The 17,250-nt window shown below is 72.2% G+C and carries 16 protein-coding genes; 8 read left to right on the plus strand and 8 right to left on the minus strand.

The features are described 5' to 3' along the window. Positions 1 to 104: 104 nt before the first annotated feature. From pgl to tkt, 5 genes are read right to left on the minus strand one after another with little or no spacing between them, the layout of a single operon-like run. The gene (pgl, locus tag OIE51_RS22780) at positions 105 to 827 is read right to left on the minus strand and encodes a 6-phosphogluconolactonase (RefSeq protein WP_326599639.1); all 723 of its coding nucleotides are present in this window, start codon (positions 825 to 827) and stop codon (positions 105 to 107) included. After that, positions 824 to 1,858, minus strand: a complete 1,035-nt coding sequence (gene opcA / locus OIE51_RS22785) for a glucose-6-phosphate dehydrogenase assembly protein OpcA (RefSeq protein WP_326599640.1) — start codon at positions 1,856 to 1,858, stop codon at positions 824 to 826. The genes pgl and opcA overlap by 4 nt, the downstream gene beginning before the upstream one ends. Further along, positions 1,855 to 3,390, minus strand: coding sequence for a glucose-6-phosphate dehydrogenase (gene zwf, locus OIE51_RS22790; RefSeq protein WP_326599641.1), 1,536 nt, complete (start codon positions 3,388 to 3,390; stop codon positions 1,855 to 1,857). The genes opcA and zwf overlap by 4 nt, the downstream gene beginning before the upstream one ends. Before the next feature lie 7 nt (positions 3,391 to 3,397). After that, complete coding sequence (gene tal / locus OIE51_RS22795) at positions 3,398 to 4,516, minus strand: transaldolase (RefSeq protein ID WP_326599642.1); 1,119 nt, start codon at positions 4,514 to 4,516, stop codon at positions 3,398 to 3,400. 53 nt (positions 4,517 to 4,569) lie between these two features. Next, complete coding sequence (tkt, locus tag OIE51_RS22800) at positions 4,570 to 6,648, minus strand: transketolase (protein ID WP_326599643.1); 2,079 nt, start codon at positions 6,646 to 6,648, stop codon at positions 4,570 to 4,572. 267 nt (positions 6,649 to 6,915) lie between these two features. Between tkt and OIE51_RS22805 the strand changes: the two genes are divergently transcribed. Genes OIE51_RS22805 through OIE51_RS22815 form a run of 3 tightly spaced genes read left to right on the plus strand, consistent with a single transcriptional unit; the run spans position 6,916 to position 9,378 of the window. Further along, on the plus strand, positions 6,916 to 7,857 hold the full coding sequence (locus OIE51_RS22805; protein ID WP_326600753.1) for a heme o synthase: 942 nt from the start codon (positions 6,916 to 6,918) through the stop codon (positions 7,855 to 7,857). A gap of 55 nt (positions 7,858 to 7,912) precedes the next feature. Beyond that, on the plus strand, positions 7,913 to 8,275 hold the full coding sequence (locus tag OIE51_RS22810) for a hypothetical protein (protein ID WP_326599644.1): 363 nt from the start codon (positions 7,913 to 7,915) through the stop codon (positions 8,273 to 8,275). A 35-nt stretch (positions 8,276 to 8,310) separates the two neighbouring features. Then, positions 8,311 to 9,378 (plus strand): amidohydrolase, encoded by a 1,068-nt coding sequence (locus OIE51_RS22815; protein ID WP_326599645.1) that lies wholly within the window; start codon positions 8,311 to 8,313, stop codon positions 9,376 to 9,378. A gap of 55 nt (positions 9,379 to 9,433) precedes the next feature. On the opposite strand, the gene OIE51_RS22820 is transcribed toward OIE51_RS22815, so the two are convergent. From OIE51_RS22820 to OIE51_RS22830, 3 genes are all read right to left on the minus strand, one after another. Then, positions 9,434 to 10,414 (minus strand): COX15/CtaA family protein, encoded by a 981-nt coding sequence (locus OIE51_RS22820; protein ID WP_326599646.1) that lies wholly within the window; start codon positions 10,412 to 10,414, stop codon positions 9,434 to 9,436. 253 nt (positions 10,415 to 10,667) lie between these two features. Next, the gene (locus OIE51_RS22825) at positions 10,668 to 11,456 is read right to left on the minus strand and encodes an ABC transporter permease (RefSeq protein WP_326599647.1); all 789 of its coding nucleotides are present in this window, start codon (positions 11,454 to 11,456) and stop codon (positions 10,668 to 10,670) included. Further along, a complete protein-coding gene (locus tag OIE51_RS22830; RefSeq protein ID WP_326599648.1) occupies positions 11,453 to 12,388 on the minus strand; it encodes an ABC transporter ATP-binding protein in 936 nt (311 codons plus the stop codon). The genes OIE51_RS22825 and OIE51_RS22830 overlap by 4 nt, the downstream gene beginning before the upstream one ends. 137 nt (positions 12,389 to 12,525) lie before the next feature. On the opposite strand from OIE51_RS22830, the gene OIE51_RS22835 reads away from it, so the two are divergent. From OIE51_RS22835 to sufC, 5 genes are all read left to right on the plus strand, one after another. After that, positions 12,526 to 13,323 (plus strand): helix-turn-helix transcriptional regulator, encoded by a 798-nt coding sequence (locus OIE51_RS22835; protein ID WP_442811996.1) that lies wholly within the window; start codon positions 12,526 to 12,528, stop codon positions 13,321 to 13,323. After that, complete coding sequence (gene sufB, locus OIE51_RS22840) at positions 13,320 to 14,741, plus strand: Fe-S cluster assembly protein SufB (RefSeq protein ID WP_326599649.1); 1,422 nt, start codon at positions 13,320 to 13,322, stop codon at positions 14,739 to 14,741. The genes OIE51_RS22835 and sufB overlap by 4 nt, the downstream gene beginning before the upstream one ends. Before the next feature lie 97 nt (positions 14,742 to 14,838). Next, the gene (sufD, locus tag OIE51_RS22845; protein WP_326599650.1) at positions 14,839 to 16,020 is read left to right on the plus strand and encodes a Fe-S cluster assembly protein SufD; all 1,182 of its coding nucleotides are present in this window, start codon (positions 14,839 to 14,841) and stop codon (positions 16,018 to 16,020) included. After that, positions 16,017 to 16,373 (plus strand): non-heme iron oxygenase ferredoxin subunit, encoded by a 357-nt coding sequence (locus OIE51_RS22850; protein WP_326599651.1) that lies wholly within the window; start codon positions 16,017 to 16,019, stop codon positions 16,371 to 16,373. Before sufD ends, OIE51_RS22850 begins: the two co-directional genes overlap by 4 nt. Before the next feature lie 9 nt (positions 16,374 to 16,382). After that, positions 16,383 to 17,144 (plus strand): Fe-S cluster assembly ATPase SufC, encoded by a 762-nt coding sequence (sufC, locus tag OIE51_RS22855; protein WP_326599652.1) that lies wholly within the window; start codon positions 16,383 to 16,385, stop codon positions 17,142 to 17,144. Positions 17,145 to 17,250 lie beyond the last annotated feature (106 nt).

A 17,250-nucleotide genomic window follows, 5' to 3' on the forward strand; every position in this document is an offset into this window, starting at 1 on the left:
TCGTCGCCGCGCGCATGAGCCGTGCGGCATGAGCCGTGCGGCATGAGCCGTGCGGCATGAGCCGTGCGGCATGAGCCGCGCGGCGATGAGCCGATGAGGAGACGTCAGGCGGGGGCCGCCGCCTCGTCCACGAGCCAGAGGGTGCGCTCGGTGCCGTGGACGCGGGCCGCCGGGGCCGACGTGTCGGCCCCGGACAGCGCGGTGGCCACCGCCTTCGCCTTGTCCTCGCCCGCCGCCAGCAGCCAGACCTCGCGCGCCGAGCGGATCGTCGGCACCGTGAGGCTGACGCGGACCGGCGGCGGCTTCGGCGCGTCGTGGACCGCCACCACCGCGCGGTCCGTCTCCTCCAGCGCCGGGTGCCCCGGGAAGAGCGACGCCACGTGCGTGTCCGGGCCGACGCCCAGCAGCAGCACGTCGAACGGGCCGGCGGCGGCGGCCAGTTCGGCGGCGTACGCCTCGGCCGCCGCCTCCGGGGAGGCGGCGGCGTCCGACGGCGGCATCGGGTGGACCCGTGCCGGATCGAGGGGGACCGCGTCCAGCAGCGCCGCGCGGGCCTGCGTGTGGTTGCGGTCCGGGTCCCCGTCCGGGAGGAAGCGTTCGTCGCCCCACCACAGGTCCAGACGTGCCCAGTTCACGGTGGACCGGGCCGGGGAGGCGGCGAGCGCGGCCAGCAGGCCGATCCCGTTGCGCCCCCCCGTCAGCACCACGGAGGCCGTGCCGCGCGCGATCTGCGCGTCCGCGACCGCCGCGATCAGCCGGGCGGCCGTGGCCTGGGCCATCGCGTCCTTGTCCTGATGGACCACGACCACTGCGGACGGCCCGGTCATGACGCAGGCTTGGCCGCCGCGGCCTTCTTGCCCGTGGCCGCGGGCTTCTTCGGTGGGGGCGCCGACGCGCCCTCCCCGGAACCGGAAGCCGAGGCCGCCTCCGACGCGGGCCTGCTCAGCTTGTCCACGCCGAACCGGACGGCCTGCGCATACGTGTCGTCCGGGTCCAGCCGCCGCAGCTCCTCGGCGATCAGCTCGGCCGTCGCCCGCCGGTGCAGCGCCACGTGCCGGTCCGGCTGGCCCGGCACCGCCAGCGTGGCCAGCGCGCCGTCCGGCCGGTCCAGGCAGATCGTGCCGTCCTCGGTCGCCAGCTTCACCGCGGTGATGCCGGGACCCGGCGTGACGCCCCGTTCCACGGGCACCCCGAGCCGCTCGGCGATCCACAACGCGAGCAGCTCCGTGCTCGGGTTGTACTCCTCACCCTCCACCCTCGCCGAGGAGATCTTCGCCTGCTTCTGGTCCAGCGCCGCCGCCAGCACGCTGCGCCACGGGGTGAGCCGGGTCCACGCGAGATCGGTGTCGCCCGGCGCGTAGACCTCGGCGCGCACGCCCAGGGCCGCCACCGGGTCCTCGGTGGCCGCCGCGTCCGTGATCCGCCGCTGCGCGAGCGTGCCGAGCAGGTCCTCGGCCGGATCGCCCGGGGCGTCCTCGGGCCACCACACGACCGTCGGCGCGTCGGGCAGCAGCAGCGGCAGCACCACGCTGTAGGCGTGCGCCGCCAGCTCGCCGTGCAGCCGCAGCAGCACGGTCTCGCCGTTGCCGACCTCGCCGCCGACCCGTACCTCGGCGTCGAGCCGGGCGGTGGACCGCTCGCGTGGCGAGCGGCCGGGGCGCTTGATGACGACCAGGATGCGGCAGGGGTGTTCCTTGGACGCCTCGCTGGCCGCCTTCAGCGCGTCGTAGTGATTCCCCTCGTCGGTCACGATGACGAGGGTCAGGACCATGCCGATCGCCGAGCCGACCGCGCGGCGGGCCCGGATCAGGGCGCCGTTGATCTGGCTGGACGTGGTGTCCGTGAGGTCGATATTCATGGCCGCCGCCAGCTCCGTCCGTCACGCGCGAGCATGTCATCCGCCGCCTTCGGGCCCCAGGTGCCGGCCGTGTACGGCTCCGGCTTGCCGTGCTTGGCCCAGAACTCCTCGACCGGGTCGAGGATCTCCCAGGACCGCTCGACCTCCTGATGCCTCGGGAACAGGTTCGCGTCGCCCAGCAGCACGTCGAGCAGCAGCCGTTCGTACGCCTCGGGGCTGGACTCGGTGAAGGACTCGCCGTACGCGAAGTCCATCGTCACGTCCCTGATCTCCATCTGGGTGCCCGGCACCTTGGAGCCGAACCGCACGGTCACGCCCTCGTCCGGCTGGACGCGGATGACCAGCGCGTTGTGGCCCAGCTCCTGGGTGTCGGTCGTGTCGAACGGCGAGTACGGCGCGCGCTGGAAGACCACCGCGATCTCCGTGACGCGCCGCCCGAGCCGTTTGCCGGTGCGCAGGTAGAACGGGACGCCCGCCCAGCGGCGGTTGTCGATCTCCAGCCGCGTCGCCGCGAACGTGTCGGTCACCGACGCCGGGTCGATGCCCTCCTCGTCCAGATAGCCGCGCACCTTCTCGCCGCCCTGCCAGCCCGCCGTGTACTGCCCGCGCACGGTGTGCCGGCCGAGGTCGGCGGGGAGCTTGACCGCCTTCAGCACCTTCAGCTTCTCGGTGACGAGGGCGTCCGCGTCGAACGACGAGGGCTCCTCCATCGCCGTGAGGGCCAGGAGCTGGAGCAGGTGGTTCTGGATGACGTCCCGGGCCGACCCGATCCCGTCGTAGTACCCCGCCCGGCCGCCGATGCCGATGTCCTCGGCCATCGTGATCTGGACATGGTCGACGTACGACCGGTTCCAGATCGGCTCGAACATCGTGTTGGCGAAGCGCAGCGCCAGGATGTTCTGGACGGTCTCCTTGCCCAGGTAGTGGTCGATCCGGAACACCTCGTGGGCCGGGAAGACATCGTGCACCACCCGGTTCAGCTCCTGCGCGGAGGACAGGTCGTGCCCGAACGGCTTCTCGATCACCGCCCGCCGCCAGCTGCCGCCCTGCCCCTCGGACAGCCCGTGCTTCTTGAGCTGCGTCACCACCGTGGGGAAGAACTTCGGCGGCACCGAGAGGTAGAAGGCGAAGTTGCCCCCGGTGCCACGCTCCTTGTCCTGCTCCTCCATGGTGGTGCGCAGCGTCGTGAACGCCTGGTCGTCGTCGAAGACGCCGGAGACGAAGCGCATGCCCTCGGCGAGCTGGCGCCACACCTCCTCGCGGAACGGGGTGCGCGCGTACTGCTTGACGGAGTCGTGGACCACCTCGCAGAAGTCTTCGTCCGCCCAGTCCCGGCGGGCGAAGCCCACCAGCGAGAAGCCCGGCGGCAGCAGCCCCCGGTTGGCGAGGTCGTAGACGGCGGGCATCAGCTTCTTGCGGGACAGATCGCCGGTCACCCCGAAGATGACCAGGCCCGACGGCCCCGCGATGCGCGGGAGCCGTCGGTCCTGCGGACCGCGCAGGGGATTGCTGGACTTCGAGCTGCCGCTCACCGGTGCCTCAGTCCTCTCCGCCGGCCAGGCGTTCCAGCTCGGTCTTGGTGGATTGGAGGAGGCCGTTCCAGGCGGTCTCGAATTTGTCCACGCCTTCGTCCTCCAGGAGCTGGACGATGTCGTCGTAGGAGACGCCGGCCTTCTCCAGGGCGTCGAGGTCGGCGCGGGCCTGTTCGTAGGTGCCGGTGATGGTGTCGCCGGTGATCCGGCCGTGGTCCTGGGTGGCGGTCAGGGTGGCGCCGGGCATGGTGTTGACGGTGCCGGGGGCGACCAGCTCGGTCACGTACAGGGTGTCCGGGTAGGCCGGGTCCTTGACACCGGTGGAGGCCCACAGCGGGCGTTGCGGGTTGGCCCCGGCGCGGGAGAGCGCCTGCCAGCGGTCGGCGGCGGTGACCTCCTGGTACGCCTGGTACGCGAGCCGGGCGTTGGCCAGCGCGGCCCTGCCGCGCAGGGCGGTGGCCTCCGGGGTGCCCAGGGCCGCCAGGCGTTTGTCGGTCTCGGTGTCGACGCGGGAGACGAAGAACGACGCCACCGAGTAGATCCCGGCCAGGTCCAGGCCCCTGGCCCGGGCCTTCTCCAGGCCGGTCTGGTAGGCGTCCATCACCTCGCGGTAGCGCTGGAGGGAGAAGATCAGCGTGACGTTGACACTGATGCCCCGGGCGATGGTCTCGGTGATGGCGGGCAGTCCGGCGCGGGTGGCCGGGATCTTGATGAAGGTGTTGGGCCGGTCGACCAGCCAGGCGAGCTGCTTGGCCTCGGCGACGGTGGCGCGGGTGTCGTGGGCCAGGCGTGGGTCGACCTCGATGGAGACCCGGCCGTCCAGCCCGCCGGTGGCCTCGTAGACCGGGCGCAGCACGTCGGCCGCGTCCCGGACGTCGGCGGTGGTGATCATGCGTACCGCCTCTTCGACCGTGACCCGGCGGGCGGCCAGGTCGGCGAGCTGCTCCTGGTAGCCCTCACCCGCCGAGATCGCCTTCTGGAAGATCGACGGGTTGGTGGTGACGCCCACGACGTGCTGCTGATCGAGCAGCTCGCCCAGGTCGCCGGACGTGATCAACGTGCGCGACAGGTCGTCCAGCCAGATCGCGACACCCTCCTGGGAGAGGCGCTTGAGTGCGTCGGTCATGGAAATCGCATCCCCTGCAGTCTCGTGTGTCGGTGTCGGTTTCGGTGTCGGTGTCAGCGCTCGGCGATGGTGAGGGATTCCCGCGCGGCCAGCGCCACGGCATCCCCCGTGAGGCCGAACTCGCGGTAGAGCGTCTCGTAGTCGGCGGAGGCGCCGAAGTGCTCCAGGGACACCACGCGCCCCGCGTCGCCCACATACCGGTACCAGCTCAGCCCCACTCCGGCCTCCACCGCCACGCGGGCGCGGACGGCGGGGAGCAGCACGTGGTCGCGGTACCCCCGGTCCTGCTCCTCGAACCACTCGACGCACGGCATCGACACGACGCGGGTCGGCACGCCGTCGGCCTGGAGTTCGTCGCGGGCCGCCAGGGCGATCTGGAGCTCGGAGCCGGTGCCGATGAGGATGACGCGCGGAATGCCGCCCTGGGCCTCGGTGTGGATGTAACCGCCGAGCGCCACGCCCTCGTTCGGCTCGTACGTCGGCACGTTCTGCCGGGTCAGCGCCAAGCCGTGCGGGGCCGGGTGGGTGCCGTGCCGCTTGATGATCTCGCGCCAGGCGAGGGCGGTCTCGTTGGCGTCGGCCGGGCGCACGATGTTCAGCCCGGGGATGGCGCGCAGCGCGGACAGGTGTTCGATCGGCTGGTGGGTCGGGCCGTCCTCGCCCAGGCCGATGGAGTCGTGCGTCCACACGTAGGTGACGGGCAGCTTCATCAGCGCGGCGAGCCGGACGGCCGGGCGCATGTAGTCCGAGAAGACGAGAAACGTGCCGCCGTAGATCCGGGTGTTGCCGTGCAGGGCGATGCCGTTCATCGCGGAGCCCATGGCGTGCTCACGGATGCCGTAGTGCACGGTGCGGCCGTAGGGGTTCGCCTCCGGCAGCGGGTTGCCCTCGGGCAGGAAGGACGAAGAGGCGTCGATCGTCGTGTTGTTGGAGCCGGCGAGGTCGGCGGAGCCGCCCCACAGCTCGGGGAGGATGCCGCCGAGCTCCGCCAGGACCTGGCCGGACGCCTTGCGGGTGGCGACCTGCTTGCCCGCCTCGTAGACGGGCAGCGACTTCTCCCAGCCCTCCGGCAGCCGCCAGGCCCGGATCCGGTCGAACTCGGCGGCCCGCTCCGGGTTGGCCCGCCGCCAGGCGGCCAGCCTCTCCTCCCAGGCGGCGCGGGCGCGCCGGCCGCGCTCGACGGCCGACCGGGTGTGGGCGATCACGGCGTCCGTGACGTCGAAGTGCCGTTCGGGGTCGAAGCCCAGCACCCGCTTGGTGGCGGCCACTTCCCCGGCGCCCAGCGCGGATCCGTGCGCGGCCTCGGTGTTCTGCGCGTTGGGGGCGGGCCAGGCGATGATCGAGCGGGCGGCGATGATCGAGGGGCGGCCGGTCTCCGCCCGCGCGGCCCGGAACGCCTCGTGCAGCGCGTGCGGGTCCTGGTCGCCGTTCTCCTTCGGCGCGACGCGCTGGGTGTGCCAGCCGTACGCGGCGAACCGGGCCAGGACGTCCTCGGAGAACGCGGTGGCGGTGTCGCCCTCGATGGAGATGTGGTTGTCGTCGTAGAGCAGGACCAGGTTGCCCAGCTTCTGGTGGCCGGCGAGCGAGGCCGCCTCGGCGGCCACGCCCTCCTGGAGGTCGCCGTCGCCGGCGATGACCCAGACGGTGTGGTCGAACGGCGACTCGCCGGGGGCGGCCTCCGGGTCGAACAGGCCGCGCTCGTAGCGGGCGGCCATCGCCATGCCCACCGCGTTGGCGACGCCCTGGCCCAGCGGACCGGTGGTGGTCTCCACGCCGTCGGTGTGGCCGTGCTCGGGGTGGCCCGGGGTCCGGGAGCCCCAGACCCGGAAGGACTTGAGGTCGTCCAGCTCCATGCCGTACCCGGCGAGGTAGAGCTGGATGTAGAGCGTGAGGCTGGTGTGACCCACGGAGAGCACGAAACGGTCCCGGCCGGTCCAGTCGGGGTCCGACGGATCGTGGCTCATCAGCTTCTGGAACAGAAGATACGCGGCGGGAGCCAGGCTCATCGCCGTGCCGGGGTGGCCGTTTCCGACCTTCTGTACGGCGTCCATGGCCAACACCCGGGCGGTATCCACCGCCTGTTGGTCAAGATCGGTCCACTCGAGGTCTGAGGTGGTCGGCTTGCTGCTCACCCTGCGTCAGGGCTCCTTCCCGCATGTGTCAGGCACGGTGGCCCGCCCCTCCCCCTACGGCGGGACATGGCTCACCAGGCGCTGCCGAGCCTACCTCCGGACGTACCGGCGGACGTCCGACGTTTCCCAGGGTGCCCCAGCCGGGCCGTTCCGGCACGCTCGGCAACACGGGGACCCGGCGACAAGCGGTGCGAGCCCGGCGTCTAGAGTGACGAGGTACTTGCCCGCAGCGCCCATCCGCTGATGTCGCACAACCATGAGGTGTCCGTGACGGCCGTCGATTCCCGTCCCGTGGCAGAGCTCGGATCGGGCTCTGACCGCCGGACACCGGGAGCCCGGGTCAAGGCGTTCATCGCACTGACGAAGCCGCGCATCATCGAGCTCCTGCTGATCACCACGGTGCCGGTGATGTTCCTTGCGGAGCAGGGTGTGCCGGAGCTGTGGCTGGTGCTCGCCACCTGCTTCGGCGGGTACTTGTCGGCGGGTGGCGCGAACGCGCTCAACATGTACCTCGACCGCGACATCGACGCCCTGATGCACCGCACGCAGAATCGCCCCCTGGTCACCGGCGTCGTCCGGCCCGGTGAGTGCCTGGCCTTCGGGCTGACCCTCGCGGTCGCCTCGACGCTGTGGTTCGGGCTGCTGGTGAACTGGGTGTCGGCCGCGCTCTCGCTCGGCGCGCTCCTCTTCTACGTCGTGGTCTACACGATGCTGCTCAAGCGCCGCACCGCGCAGAACATCGTGTGGGGCGGGATCGCCGGCTGCATGCCCGTGCTGATCGGGTGGTCCTCGGTGACCGGCTCACTTTCGTGGGCCTCGGTCATCCTCTTCCTCGTCATCTTCTTCTGGACGCCGCCGCACTACTGGCCGCTGTCGATGAAGGTGAAGGAGGACTACGCGCGCGTGGGCGTCCCCATGCTCCCGGTGATCGCCGCCAACACGGTCGTGGCCCGGCAGATCGTCGCCTACAGCTGGGTGATGGTCGCGGTGTCGCTGGCGCTGTGGCCGCTGGGCTACACGGGCTGGTTCTACCCGGCGGTCGCCGCGCTGGCCGGCGGCTGGTGGCTGTGGGAGGCGCACGCGCTGTCGGCGCGCGCCCGCGCGGGGCTGAAGGGCGCGAAGCTGAAGGAGATGCGGCTGTTCCACTGGTCGATCACCTACGTCTCGGTGCTCTTCCTCGCCGTCGCCATCGATCCCTTCCTTCGCTGACCTCTCTGCTCTCCCGCCCCTCCCCGGGGAACTTACTGGCCGGTAGGATGCGCTCATGACTGACACCGCTGAAGTGACCGAGGACCGTGAGCCCGGCCGTCCTCCCGCCGTGGCCGGCCGCGAGGTGAAGCGCCTGGCCCGCCGCATCCGCTCCTTCGCCGGCGCGCACGGCGGCCGGGCGGAGGGACAGATCGCCTACCTCGGCGCCCGTGGCTACCGCCTGGTGCTGGTCGGGTCCGACGGTGCCTGGGGCGACGTGGTGAACCCCGACCGGGCGGCCCTGGAGCAGGCGGCCGAGCAGACCGGGGTCGAGTTGCGCGAGGCGTTCGACGGCGCCCTCGCCGCGCGCGTGAGGACCGGGCCCTACGAGTGGTCCCGGATGGCCGGTATTCAGATCGGCGGACCGAGCAACACCTGAGCCCTTGATGCGCTCGCGCGCGTGAGAGCGGGGACATGCACTCTCTGCCCCTGGTGGACCAGTACAGCCACGGCGTCCTCCACGGCGAGCTGGGCCTCGGCGCCTTCGAGCGGAGGCTCGCGGCGGCCGTCGGGGAGTCCGCGCCCGGCGAGGGCGCGGCGGCCGGAAGCTTCTTCGACAGTCGCGTCGGCCTCGCCGTGCGCCGCTGGTGCCCGCCGCTGTTGGGGCTCGAACCGGACTGCTCGGCCGTCAGCTATCTGGCCAGGCGCCGGGAGCTGGGCGCCTACACGGCGGGCCGGACGCTGCTGCGCGCCAGCGGCATCAAGGTTTTCCTCGTCGACAGCGGGCCCGCCCCCGGACAGGAGCCCGCCGAGGAGGTCACCACGCCGGACGAACTGGCCTCGGCGGTCGGCGGCCGGGCCCACGAGTTGGTGGGCCTCGAACGGCTCGCGGCGCGTGCCGCCGACGCCACCGGCACCGTCGACACGTTCCTGGACGAGATCGCCGAGGCGCTGACCGCCGCCGCCGCGCGCGGGGCGGCGGCCTTCGTCTGCGACGCGGACGGCGTCGCCGAGGGCGGCGTTCCCGAGCCGGCCGAGGTGCGGCGCGCGGCGGGCCGCTGGCTGGCCGGCCGGGGGGCGCCGGAGCCGGTGCTCGTCCGCCACCTGCTGTGGAGCGCGCTGGAGACCGGCCGCCCGCTCCAGCTCCGGTGCGCCGATCCGGTGCCGCTGACGCCGCTGCTGCACGCCACGGCGGGCCGCGCCACGCTGATCCTGCTGCCGCGCGAGCCGCACCACCGCGCGGCGGCCCGGCTGGCCGCCGTGTTCCCGCACGTCTACGCGGACGTGGGCCCCGAGCCCGAGCGGACCCTGGCCGAGGCGCCCTCGGCGAAGCTGCTGTTCTCCAGCGGCGCCCGGGTGCTGCCGGAGCTGCACGTGATAAGAGCACGGCAGTTCCAGCGGGCGCTGGGGCGGGTGCTGAGTGACTGGGTCACCGAGGGCGCGTACTCCCCGGCGGACGCCGAGCGCGTCGGCGCGATGGTCGCCGGCGGCACCGCCCACCGGATCTACCGCCTCACCGAGCCGGCCCAGGCCCCTTACTAGGTTCCCTTACTAGGTCCCCTTGCTAGGCGTGAGAGCCCTTCGCCAGGCGTGCGGCTCAGGCCGGGACGGGGGCCTCGCGTGGCTCGGCCGGGGACGGGAGCCGGGGCTCCGGGGCCGCGCCCCGGTCGCGGGTGGCGAGCAACAGGCGGAGGGTCGCGATCCAGACCAGGGTCGAGCCCAGGAGGTGGAGGGCGACCAGGCCCTCGGGCTCGTCCAGGAAGTACTGGGTGTAGCCGATGACGCCCTGGCTCATCAGCACCACGAACAGGTCGCGGGCCCTGGCCCGCGTCACCGCCGGGGCGTCCGCCGCCTTCAGCGCGGCCCAGATCGCCGCCGTGCCCAGCACCACCCCCCAGGCCAGCAGGGAGTGGACCTTGGTGATCGTGTCCCAGTCGAACGGCATCCGCTCGATGTCGCTGCTGTCGCCCGCGTGCTCACCGGTGCCCGTCACCGCCGTGCCCACCACGATCAGGGCCCCGGCGAGCCCGGTCAGCCCGATCACCGCGCGCCGCACCGGGACCCCGACCAGCGGGCGCGGCGCGTCGTCGCCCTCGCGGACGCGCTGCCACGTCACGGTGGCCACGGTGATCAGCGCGGTGGCGGCCAGGAAGTGGGCCGCGACGAGGAACGGGTTCAGCTTGGCGAGCACCGTGAGGCCGCCGAGCACGCCGTTGGACATGACGACCCAGAACTGGGCCCACCCCAGCCGGGTCAGCCCGCGCCGCTCGGGCTCGGCGGCCCGGGAGGCGATGATCACCCAGCCGACGGCGGCGCAGACCACGTAGGTCAGCATCCGGTTGCCGAACTCGATCAGCCCGTGCGGGCCCATCTCCTGGGTCGCGACCAGGCTCTGGTCGCTGCACTTGGGCCAGGTGTCGCAGCCGAGCCCCGAGCCGGTGAGCCGGACCGCCCCGCCGGTGACCACGATGGCCACGCTCATGAGGAGCGCGGCGGACACGGCACGCCGGATGGTCCGCGACCGCGGGGTCCAGTGGGCGGCGATGAAGGCGAGGGGGTTTCGCACTGCTTTCAGCACCCGCTCATGTTATGCCCGCGCTTGTGCGCGCGTTCACGAGGGGAGGGCCGAGGCCCCGGGCGGGAGGGCGAGAAGGGCCACGGCGCGAGGAACCCCGGCGGCCCGGGCCGGAGAGTCGGAGGGCCGGGAGAGGCGGGCGAGGCGGAGGCCCGGGCGGGCCGGAGAGGCAAGGAGAGCGGGGGCGGAGAGGCGGGGGGCCGGGAAGTGGAGAGGCGGGACAGCCAGGCGGGGCGGAGAGGCGGAGAGGCGATCCTCACTCCCAGCGGAAGAAGCGGGCCGCCGCGGCGAGGCTCGCCGTCGCCCAGGCCGCCAGGACGCCCGCCTCGGGCCAGGGCATGCCCGCGCCGTCGCGCAGCACCTCGCGCAGGCCCTCGGCCAGGGCGGTGACCGGCAGCAGCTCCAGGACGTCGCGCAGGCCGTCGGGGAAGTCCTCCAGAGGGACGACCGCGCCGCCGAAGAAGACCAGCAGGACGAAGACCAGGTTGGCCGCGGCCAGCGTCGCCTCCGCCCGCAGGGTGCCGGCCATCAGCAGGCCCAGGCCCGACAGGGCGGCGGTGCCCAGCAGCATCAGCACGGCGACGGCCGCCGGGTTCCCGCGCGGGGACCAGCCGAGGGCCAACGCCACGGCCGTCAGCAGCACCGTCTGGAGCGCCAGCGTGACCAGCACCGCGCACGTCTTGCCGCACATCAGCCCCCAGCGCGGCAGCGGCGAGGCGGCCAGCCGCTTCAGCACGCCGTAGCGGCGTTCGAAGCCGGTGGCGATGGCCTGCCCGGTGAACGCGGTCGAGAGGACCGCGAGCGCGAGGATGCCCGGCGCCAGGAAGTCGACCCGCTCGTCCGCGCCGTCCTTCTCGGCGGGCACCGAGATGATGTCGACCGCGCTGAAGAGGACCAGCAGGAGCGTCGGGATGACGGCCGTCAGCAGGAGCTGTTCGCCGTGCCGCAGCAGCATCCGCGTCTCCAGCGCGGCCTGGGCGGCGATCATCCGCCCCAGCGGCGCCCCGCCCGGGCGGGGCGTGTGGCGGCCGGTGGTGAGGGTCATGAGCGCAGCTCCTTGCCGGTCAGCTCCAGGAAGACGTCCTCCAGGGTGTGCCGCTGGGTGGTGATCCGGTCGGCGAGCACTCCGTGCTGCGCGCACCAGGCCGTGACCGTCGCCAGCAGCCGGGGGCCGACATCGCCGGTGATCCGGTAGCTGCCGGGGCTCGGCTCGGTCGCCTCGCTGCCCAGCGGCAGGGCCGCGCGCAGCGAGATCAGGTCGAGGCCCGGGCGGCCGGCGAACCGCAGCACGTCGGAGCCGCCGCCCCGGCACAGCTCGGCCGGGGTGCCGCTCGCGATCACGCGGCCCGCGTCCACGATGGCGACGTCGTCGGCCAGCTCCTCGGCCTCGTCCATCAAGTGCGTGGTCAGCACGGTGGTGACGCCGTCCCTCCGCAGCTCGCGGACCAGCTCCCAGGTGGCGTGCCTGGCCTGCGGGTCGAGCCCGGCGGTCGGCTCGTCCAGGAAGACCAGCTCGGGGCGGCCGACCACGGCCAGCGCGAGGGCCAGCCGCTGCCGCTGGCCGCCGGAGAGCCGGCGGTAGGGCGTGCGTCCGCAGGAGCCGAGGCCGAGCCGTTCGATCAGGTCGTCCACGTCGAGCGGGTGGGCGTGCAGCCGGGCGATGTGGCGCAGCATCTCCTCGGCCCGGACGCCGGGGTAGACGCCGCCGTCCTGGAGCATCACGCCGATCCGGGGGCGCAGCGCCTGGCCGTCGGCGGCCGGATCGAGCCCGAGGACCCGCAGCTGTCCCGCGTCGGGGGCGCGGTAGCCCTCGCACAGCTCGATGGTGGTGGTCTTGCCGGCGCCGTTCGGCCCGAGGACGGCGGCCACGGTGCCCCGGGTGACGGTCAGGTCGAGGCCGTCGACCGCGGTCGTGCGGCCGTACCGCTTGACCAGGCCCACTGCTTCGACCGCCGGTTCCGCCCCTGCGTTGCGCATGGGGGCGAGTCTAGGAACCTTCGGCGGCGTCCCGCCCCCCGGTCCCGGAGGTTAGGCATGCCTTACGTGACCCACTGCATTCCGGCTGGTCAGGACGCGGCTTGCCCGCGTCCCGGGAATTACGCAACAATGGCGTTGTGAAAAACGTGAGCGGGCAGCAGCACGCGCCGGTGGCCGAGGGTGCCCCCGGTGATTCCGCGCTGTCCGCGGCGTCCGAGGAGCAGCCCGGCACGCGGCAGCGCGTCGCGCGCTCCATTCTGAACCACGGTCCGTCCACGGCGGCCGAGCTCGCCGACCGGCTCGGGCTGACCCAGGCGGCGGTGCGACGCCATCTGGACGCCCTGGCCGCCGACGGTCTGGTCGAGCCCCGCGAGAAGCGGGTCTACGGCTCGCGCGGCCGGGGACGCCCCGCCAAGGTCTTCGCCCTCACCGACGCGGGCCGGGGCGCGTTCGACCAGGCTTATGACGAGCTGGCCGTCGAGGCGCTGCGCTGGATCGAGCTCGCCGCCGGCGGCGGCGAGAAGGGCGCGGCGGCCGTGATGGCCTTCGCGCGGGCCAGGGCCGAGGAGCAGGCCGAGCTGTACCGCCCGTTCCTGGACCGGGCCGCGCCCGAGGACCGGGCGCGGGCGCTGGCGGAAGCGCTGACGCATCACGGTTATGCTGCGGCCACCCGGGGCGTTCCGGCGCCCGCCGGGGAGCAGCTCTGTCAGCACCACTGCCCGGTGGCGCACGCCGCCGCGCGGTTCCCGCAGCTCTGTGAGGCGGAGACGGAGGTCTTCTCCCGCCTGCTCGGCAGCCATGTGCAGCGCCTGGCGACCATCGCCCATGGCGACGGCGTGTGCACGACGTTCGTGCCCAAGCCGGAGCACCAGCACCACCACCACCAGACCGAGACCACCGCACCACCACGCAACGCCGGGAGGAACCCCGCATGACGCTCCCCACGGAGACGGCCCACCCCGAGCTCGAAGGACTGGGCAAGTACGAATACGGCTGGGCCGACTCCGACGCCGCCGGTGCCGCCGCCAAGCGGGGCCTGTCCGAGAATGTCGTCCGTGACATCTCGGGCAAGAAGGCGGAGCCGGAGTGGATGCTGAAGCTGCGGCTGAAGGGGCTGAAGCTCTTCGGTAAGAAGCCCATGCCCAACTGGGGGTCCGACCTCAGCGGCATCGACTTCGACAACATCAAGTACTTCGTGCGGTCCACCGAGAAGCAGGCCCAGAGCTGGGAGGACCTGCCCGAGGACATCAAGAACACGTACGACAAGCTGGGCATCCCCGAGGCCGAGAAGCAGCGTCTGGTCGCGGGTGTCGCCGCCCAGTACGAGTCGGAGGTCGTCTATCACCAGATCCGTGAGGACCTGGAGAAGCAGGGCGTCATCTTCCTCGACACCGACACCGCGCTGAAGGAGCACCCGGAGCTGTTCCAGGAGCACTTCGGCACCGTCATCCCGGTCGGCGACAACAAGTTCGCCGCGCTGAACACGGCGGTGTGGTCGGGCGGCTCGTTCATCTACGTGCCCCCGGGCGTGCACGTCGACATCCCGCTCCAGGCATACTTCCGGATCAACACGGAGAACATGGGCCAGTTCGAGCGGACCCTGATCATCGTCGACGAGGACGCCTACGTGCACTACGTCGAGGGCTGCACCGCCCCGATCTACGACTCGGACTCGCTGCACTCGGCGGTCGTGGAGATCATCGTCAAGAAGGGCGGCCGGTGCCGCTACACGACCATCCAGAACTGGTCGAACAACGTGTACAACCTGGTGACCAAGCGCGCCGTGGCCTATGAGGGCGCCACCATGGAGTGGGTCGACGGGAACATCGGCTCCAAGGTCACCATGAAGTACCCGGCGGTCTACCTGATGGGCGAGCACGCCAGGGGCGAGACGCTCTCCATCGCCTTCGCGGGCGAGGGGCAGCACCAGGACGCCGGCGCGAAGATGGTCCACATGGCCCCGAACACCTCGTCCAACATCGTCTCCAAGTCGGTGGCCCGGGGCGGCGGCCGGACCTCCTACCGGGGTCTGATCGAGATCGGGGAGGGCGCCGCGGGCTCGAAGTCCAGCGTGCTGTGCGACGCGCTGCTCGTGGACACGATCTCCCGCTCCGACACCTACCCGTACGTCGACGTCCGCGAGGACGACGTGACGATGGGCCACGAGGCGACCGTCTCCAAGGTCAGCGACGACCAGCTCTTCTACCTCATGAGCCGCGGCCTGTCCGAGCAGGAGGCGATGGCGATGATCGTGCGCGGTTTCGTCGAGCCGATCGCCAAGGAGCTGCCCATGGAGTACGCCCTGGAGCTGAACCGGCTGATCGAGCTCCAGATGGAGGGCTCGGTCGGCTGACCCGGCCGCCCGCGCCCGCCCGGGGAGCCAGATCCCGGCAGCCGAGCCAGACAGACCAGACAAGCGCCCGATCAAGAGAGTGAGCACGACGACAGCCATGGCTGAGGCCCAGAGCATCCCGGCCGGTGCCAGTGTGGGAGGAGCCGTCGCGGTGGCGGCGGATTCCACCGTGGCCACCCGCATGAGCGCCCCGCCGTCCTTCGACGTGGCGGACTTCCCCGTCCCCCACGGCCGCGAGGAGGAGTGGCGCTTCACTCCCCTGGAGCGGCTGCGGGGTCTGCACGACGGCACCGCGACGGCGGACGGTTCGATGAAGATCGAGGTCGACGCGCCCGACGTCGTCACGATCGAGACCGTCGGCCGCGACGACCCGCGCGTCGGCCGGGCGGGCAAGCCCGTGGACCGGGTGGCCGCGCAGGCGTTCAGCGCCTTCGAGAAGGCCACGGTCATCTCCGTGCCCGCCGAGGCGGTGCTGCCCCAGCCGGTGCGGGTGAGCCTGCACGGCGAGGGCGGCGTCACCTACGGCCACACGGTCTTCGCCATCGGGGCCCTCGCCGAGGTCGTCCTGATCCTGGACCACACCGGCGACACCGTCCGGTCCGCCAACGTGGAGTTCCAGGTCGGCGACGGCGCCAAGCTCACCGTCGTCTCCGTGCAGGACTGGGACGACACCGCCGTGCACTGCACCCAGCACAACCTGCTGATCGGGCGCGACGCCTCGGTCAAGTCGGTCGTCCTCACCTTCGGCGGCGACGTGGTCCGCGTCCACCCGCGCGTCAGCTACGCGGGCCCGGGCGGCGAGGCCGAGCTGTACGGGCTGTACTTCACCCACCAGGGGCAGCACCAGGAACACCGGCTGCTGGTCGACCACACCGCGCCCAACTGCCGCAGCGACGTCGCCTACAAGGGCGCGCTCCAGGGCGCGGACGCGCACGCGGTGTGGATCGGCGACGTGCTGATCCGCGCCGCCGCCGCCGGCACCGACACCTACGAGCTCAACCGCAACCTCGTCCTCACCGACGGCGCGCGGGTCGACTCGGTGCCGAACCTGGAGATCGAGACCGGCGAGATCGTCGGCGCCGGCCATGCCTCCGCCACCGGCCGGTTCGACGACGAGCAGCTCTTCTACCTCATGGCCCGCGGTATCCCCGCCGAGGAAGCGCGCCGCCTGGTCGTGCGTGGCTTCTTCACGGAGCTGGTCCAGCGGATCGGCGTGCCCGACGTCGAGGAGCGGCTGATCGCCAAGCTGGAGGCCGAGCTGGAGGCGTCGATCGCATGACCGCCTCCGCTTCCCCTGCCGCGTCCGGCTTCACCCGCGTCTGCGCCCTCGCCGACCTGGAGGAGAACGTCCCCCGCCGCGTGGAGGTCGGTGACGTTCCCGTCTCCGTCGTCCGCACCGAGGGCGAGGTGTTCGCGGTCAACGACATCTGCTCGCACGCGAACGTGTCCCTCTCCGAGGGCGAGGTGGAGGACTGCCAGATCGAGTGCTGGCTGCACGGCTCCAGCTTCGACCTGCGTACCGGCAAGCCCTCCGGCCTGCCGGCGACCCGCCCCATCCCCGTTTACCCCGTCAAGATCGAAGGAGACGGCCCCGACGCGGCCGTGCTCGTCTCCGTCACCCAGGAGTCCTGAGGCATCCCCATGGCAACGCTTGAGATCCACGACCTGCACGTCTCCGTCGACGGCGAAGGCGGCCCCCAAGAGATCCTTCGCGGGGTCGACCTGACCGTGAAGCAGGGCGAGACGCACGCCATCATGGGCCCCAACGGCTCCGGCAAGTCCACCCTGGCCTACTCGCTGGCCGGCCACCCCAAGTACACGGTCACCAGTGGCACGGTCACTCTGGACGGCGAGGACGTCCTGACGATGTCCGTGGACGAGCGGGCGCGGGCGGGTGTCTTCCTCGCCATGCAGTACCCGGTCGAGATCCCCGGCGTCTCCGTCTCCAACTTCCTGCGCACCTCCGCCACCGCCATCCGCGGCGAGGCCCCCAAGCTGCGGACCTGGGTGAAGGAGGTCAAGGAGACCATGGCGCGTCTGGAGATGAACCCGGCCTTCGCCGAGCGAAACGTCAACGAGGGCTTCTCCGGCGGCGAGAAGAAGCGCCACGAGATCCTTCAGCTGGAGCTGCTGAAGCCGAGGATCGCGATCCTGGACGAGACGGACTCGGGCCTGGACATCGACGCGCTGCGCATCGTCTCCGAGGGGGTCAACCGCGTCCGCGAGGCGGGCGAGGTCGGCACCTTGCTGATCACGCACTACACGCGCATCCTGCGCTACATCAAGCCCGATCACGTCCACGTCTTCGCGGGCGGCCGGGTCGTCGAGTCCGGGGGCCCCGAGCTGGCGGACAAGCTTGAGGCCGAGGGCTACGAGCACTACACCAAGGGGGCCGCCTCGTGAGCGACGCCCGCGCGGCGTCCACCCGGCCGCAGACGAAGGACATGGCCGCGCCTCGCCGCGCGGGCGACAGCCACATCAGCCGCTGCCGCGGCGGGGCGAACTAGGG

The sequence above is a fragment of the Streptomyces sp. NBC_01803 genome (genome assembly GCF_035917415.1).
Classification (GTDB): domain Bacteria; phylum Actinomycetota; class Actinomycetes; order Streptomycetales; family Streptomycetaceae; genus Streptomyces.

Excerpts from the sequence above, each read along its gene's own strand:
- pgl (WP_326599639.1), bottom strand. The coding sequence starts at position 827 with ATGACCGGGCCGTCCGCAGTGGTCGTGGTCCATCAGGACAAGGACGCG.
- opcA (WP_326599640.1), bottom strand. The coding sequence starts at position 1,858 with ATGAATATCGACCTCACGGACACCACGTCCAGCCAGATCAACGGCGCC.
- tal (WP_326599642.1), bottom strand. The coding sequence starts at position 4,516 with ATGACCGACGCACTCAAGCGCCTCTCCCAGGAGGGTGTCGCGATCTGG.
- OIE51_RS22810 (WP_326599644.1), top strand. The coding sequence starts at position 7,913 with ATGACTGACACCGCTGAAGTGACCGAGGACCGTGAGCCCGGCCGTCCT.
- OIE51_RS22815 (WP_326599645.1), top strand. The coding sequence starts at position 8,311 with ATGCACTCTCTGCCCCTGGTGGACCAGTACAGCCACGGCGTCCTCCAC.
- OIE51_RS22825 (WP_326599647.1), bottom strand. The coding sequence starts at position 11,456 with ATGACCCTCACCACCGGCCGCCACACGCCCCGCCCGGGCGGGGCGCCG.
- OIE51_RS22830 (WP_326599648.1), bottom strand. The coding sequence starts at position 12,388 with ATGCGCAACGCAGGGGCGGAACCGGCGGTCGAAGCAGTGGGCCTGGTC.
- sufB (WP_326599649.1), top strand. The coding sequence starts at position 13,320 with ATGACGCTCCCCACGGAGACGGCCCACCCCGAGCTCGAAGGACTGGGC.
- sufD (WP_326599650.1), top strand. The coding sequence starts at position 14,839 with ATGGCTGAGGCCCAGAGCATCCCGGCCGGTGCCAGTGTGGGAGGAGCC.
- OIE51_RS22850 (WP_326599651.1), top strand. The coding sequence starts at position 16,017 with ATGACCGCCTCCGCTTCCCCTGCCGCGTCCGGCTTCACCCGCGTCTGC.
- sufC (WP_326599652.1), top strand. The coding sequence starts at position 16,383 with ATGGCAACGCTTGAGATCCACGACCTGCACGTCTCCGTCGACGGCGAA.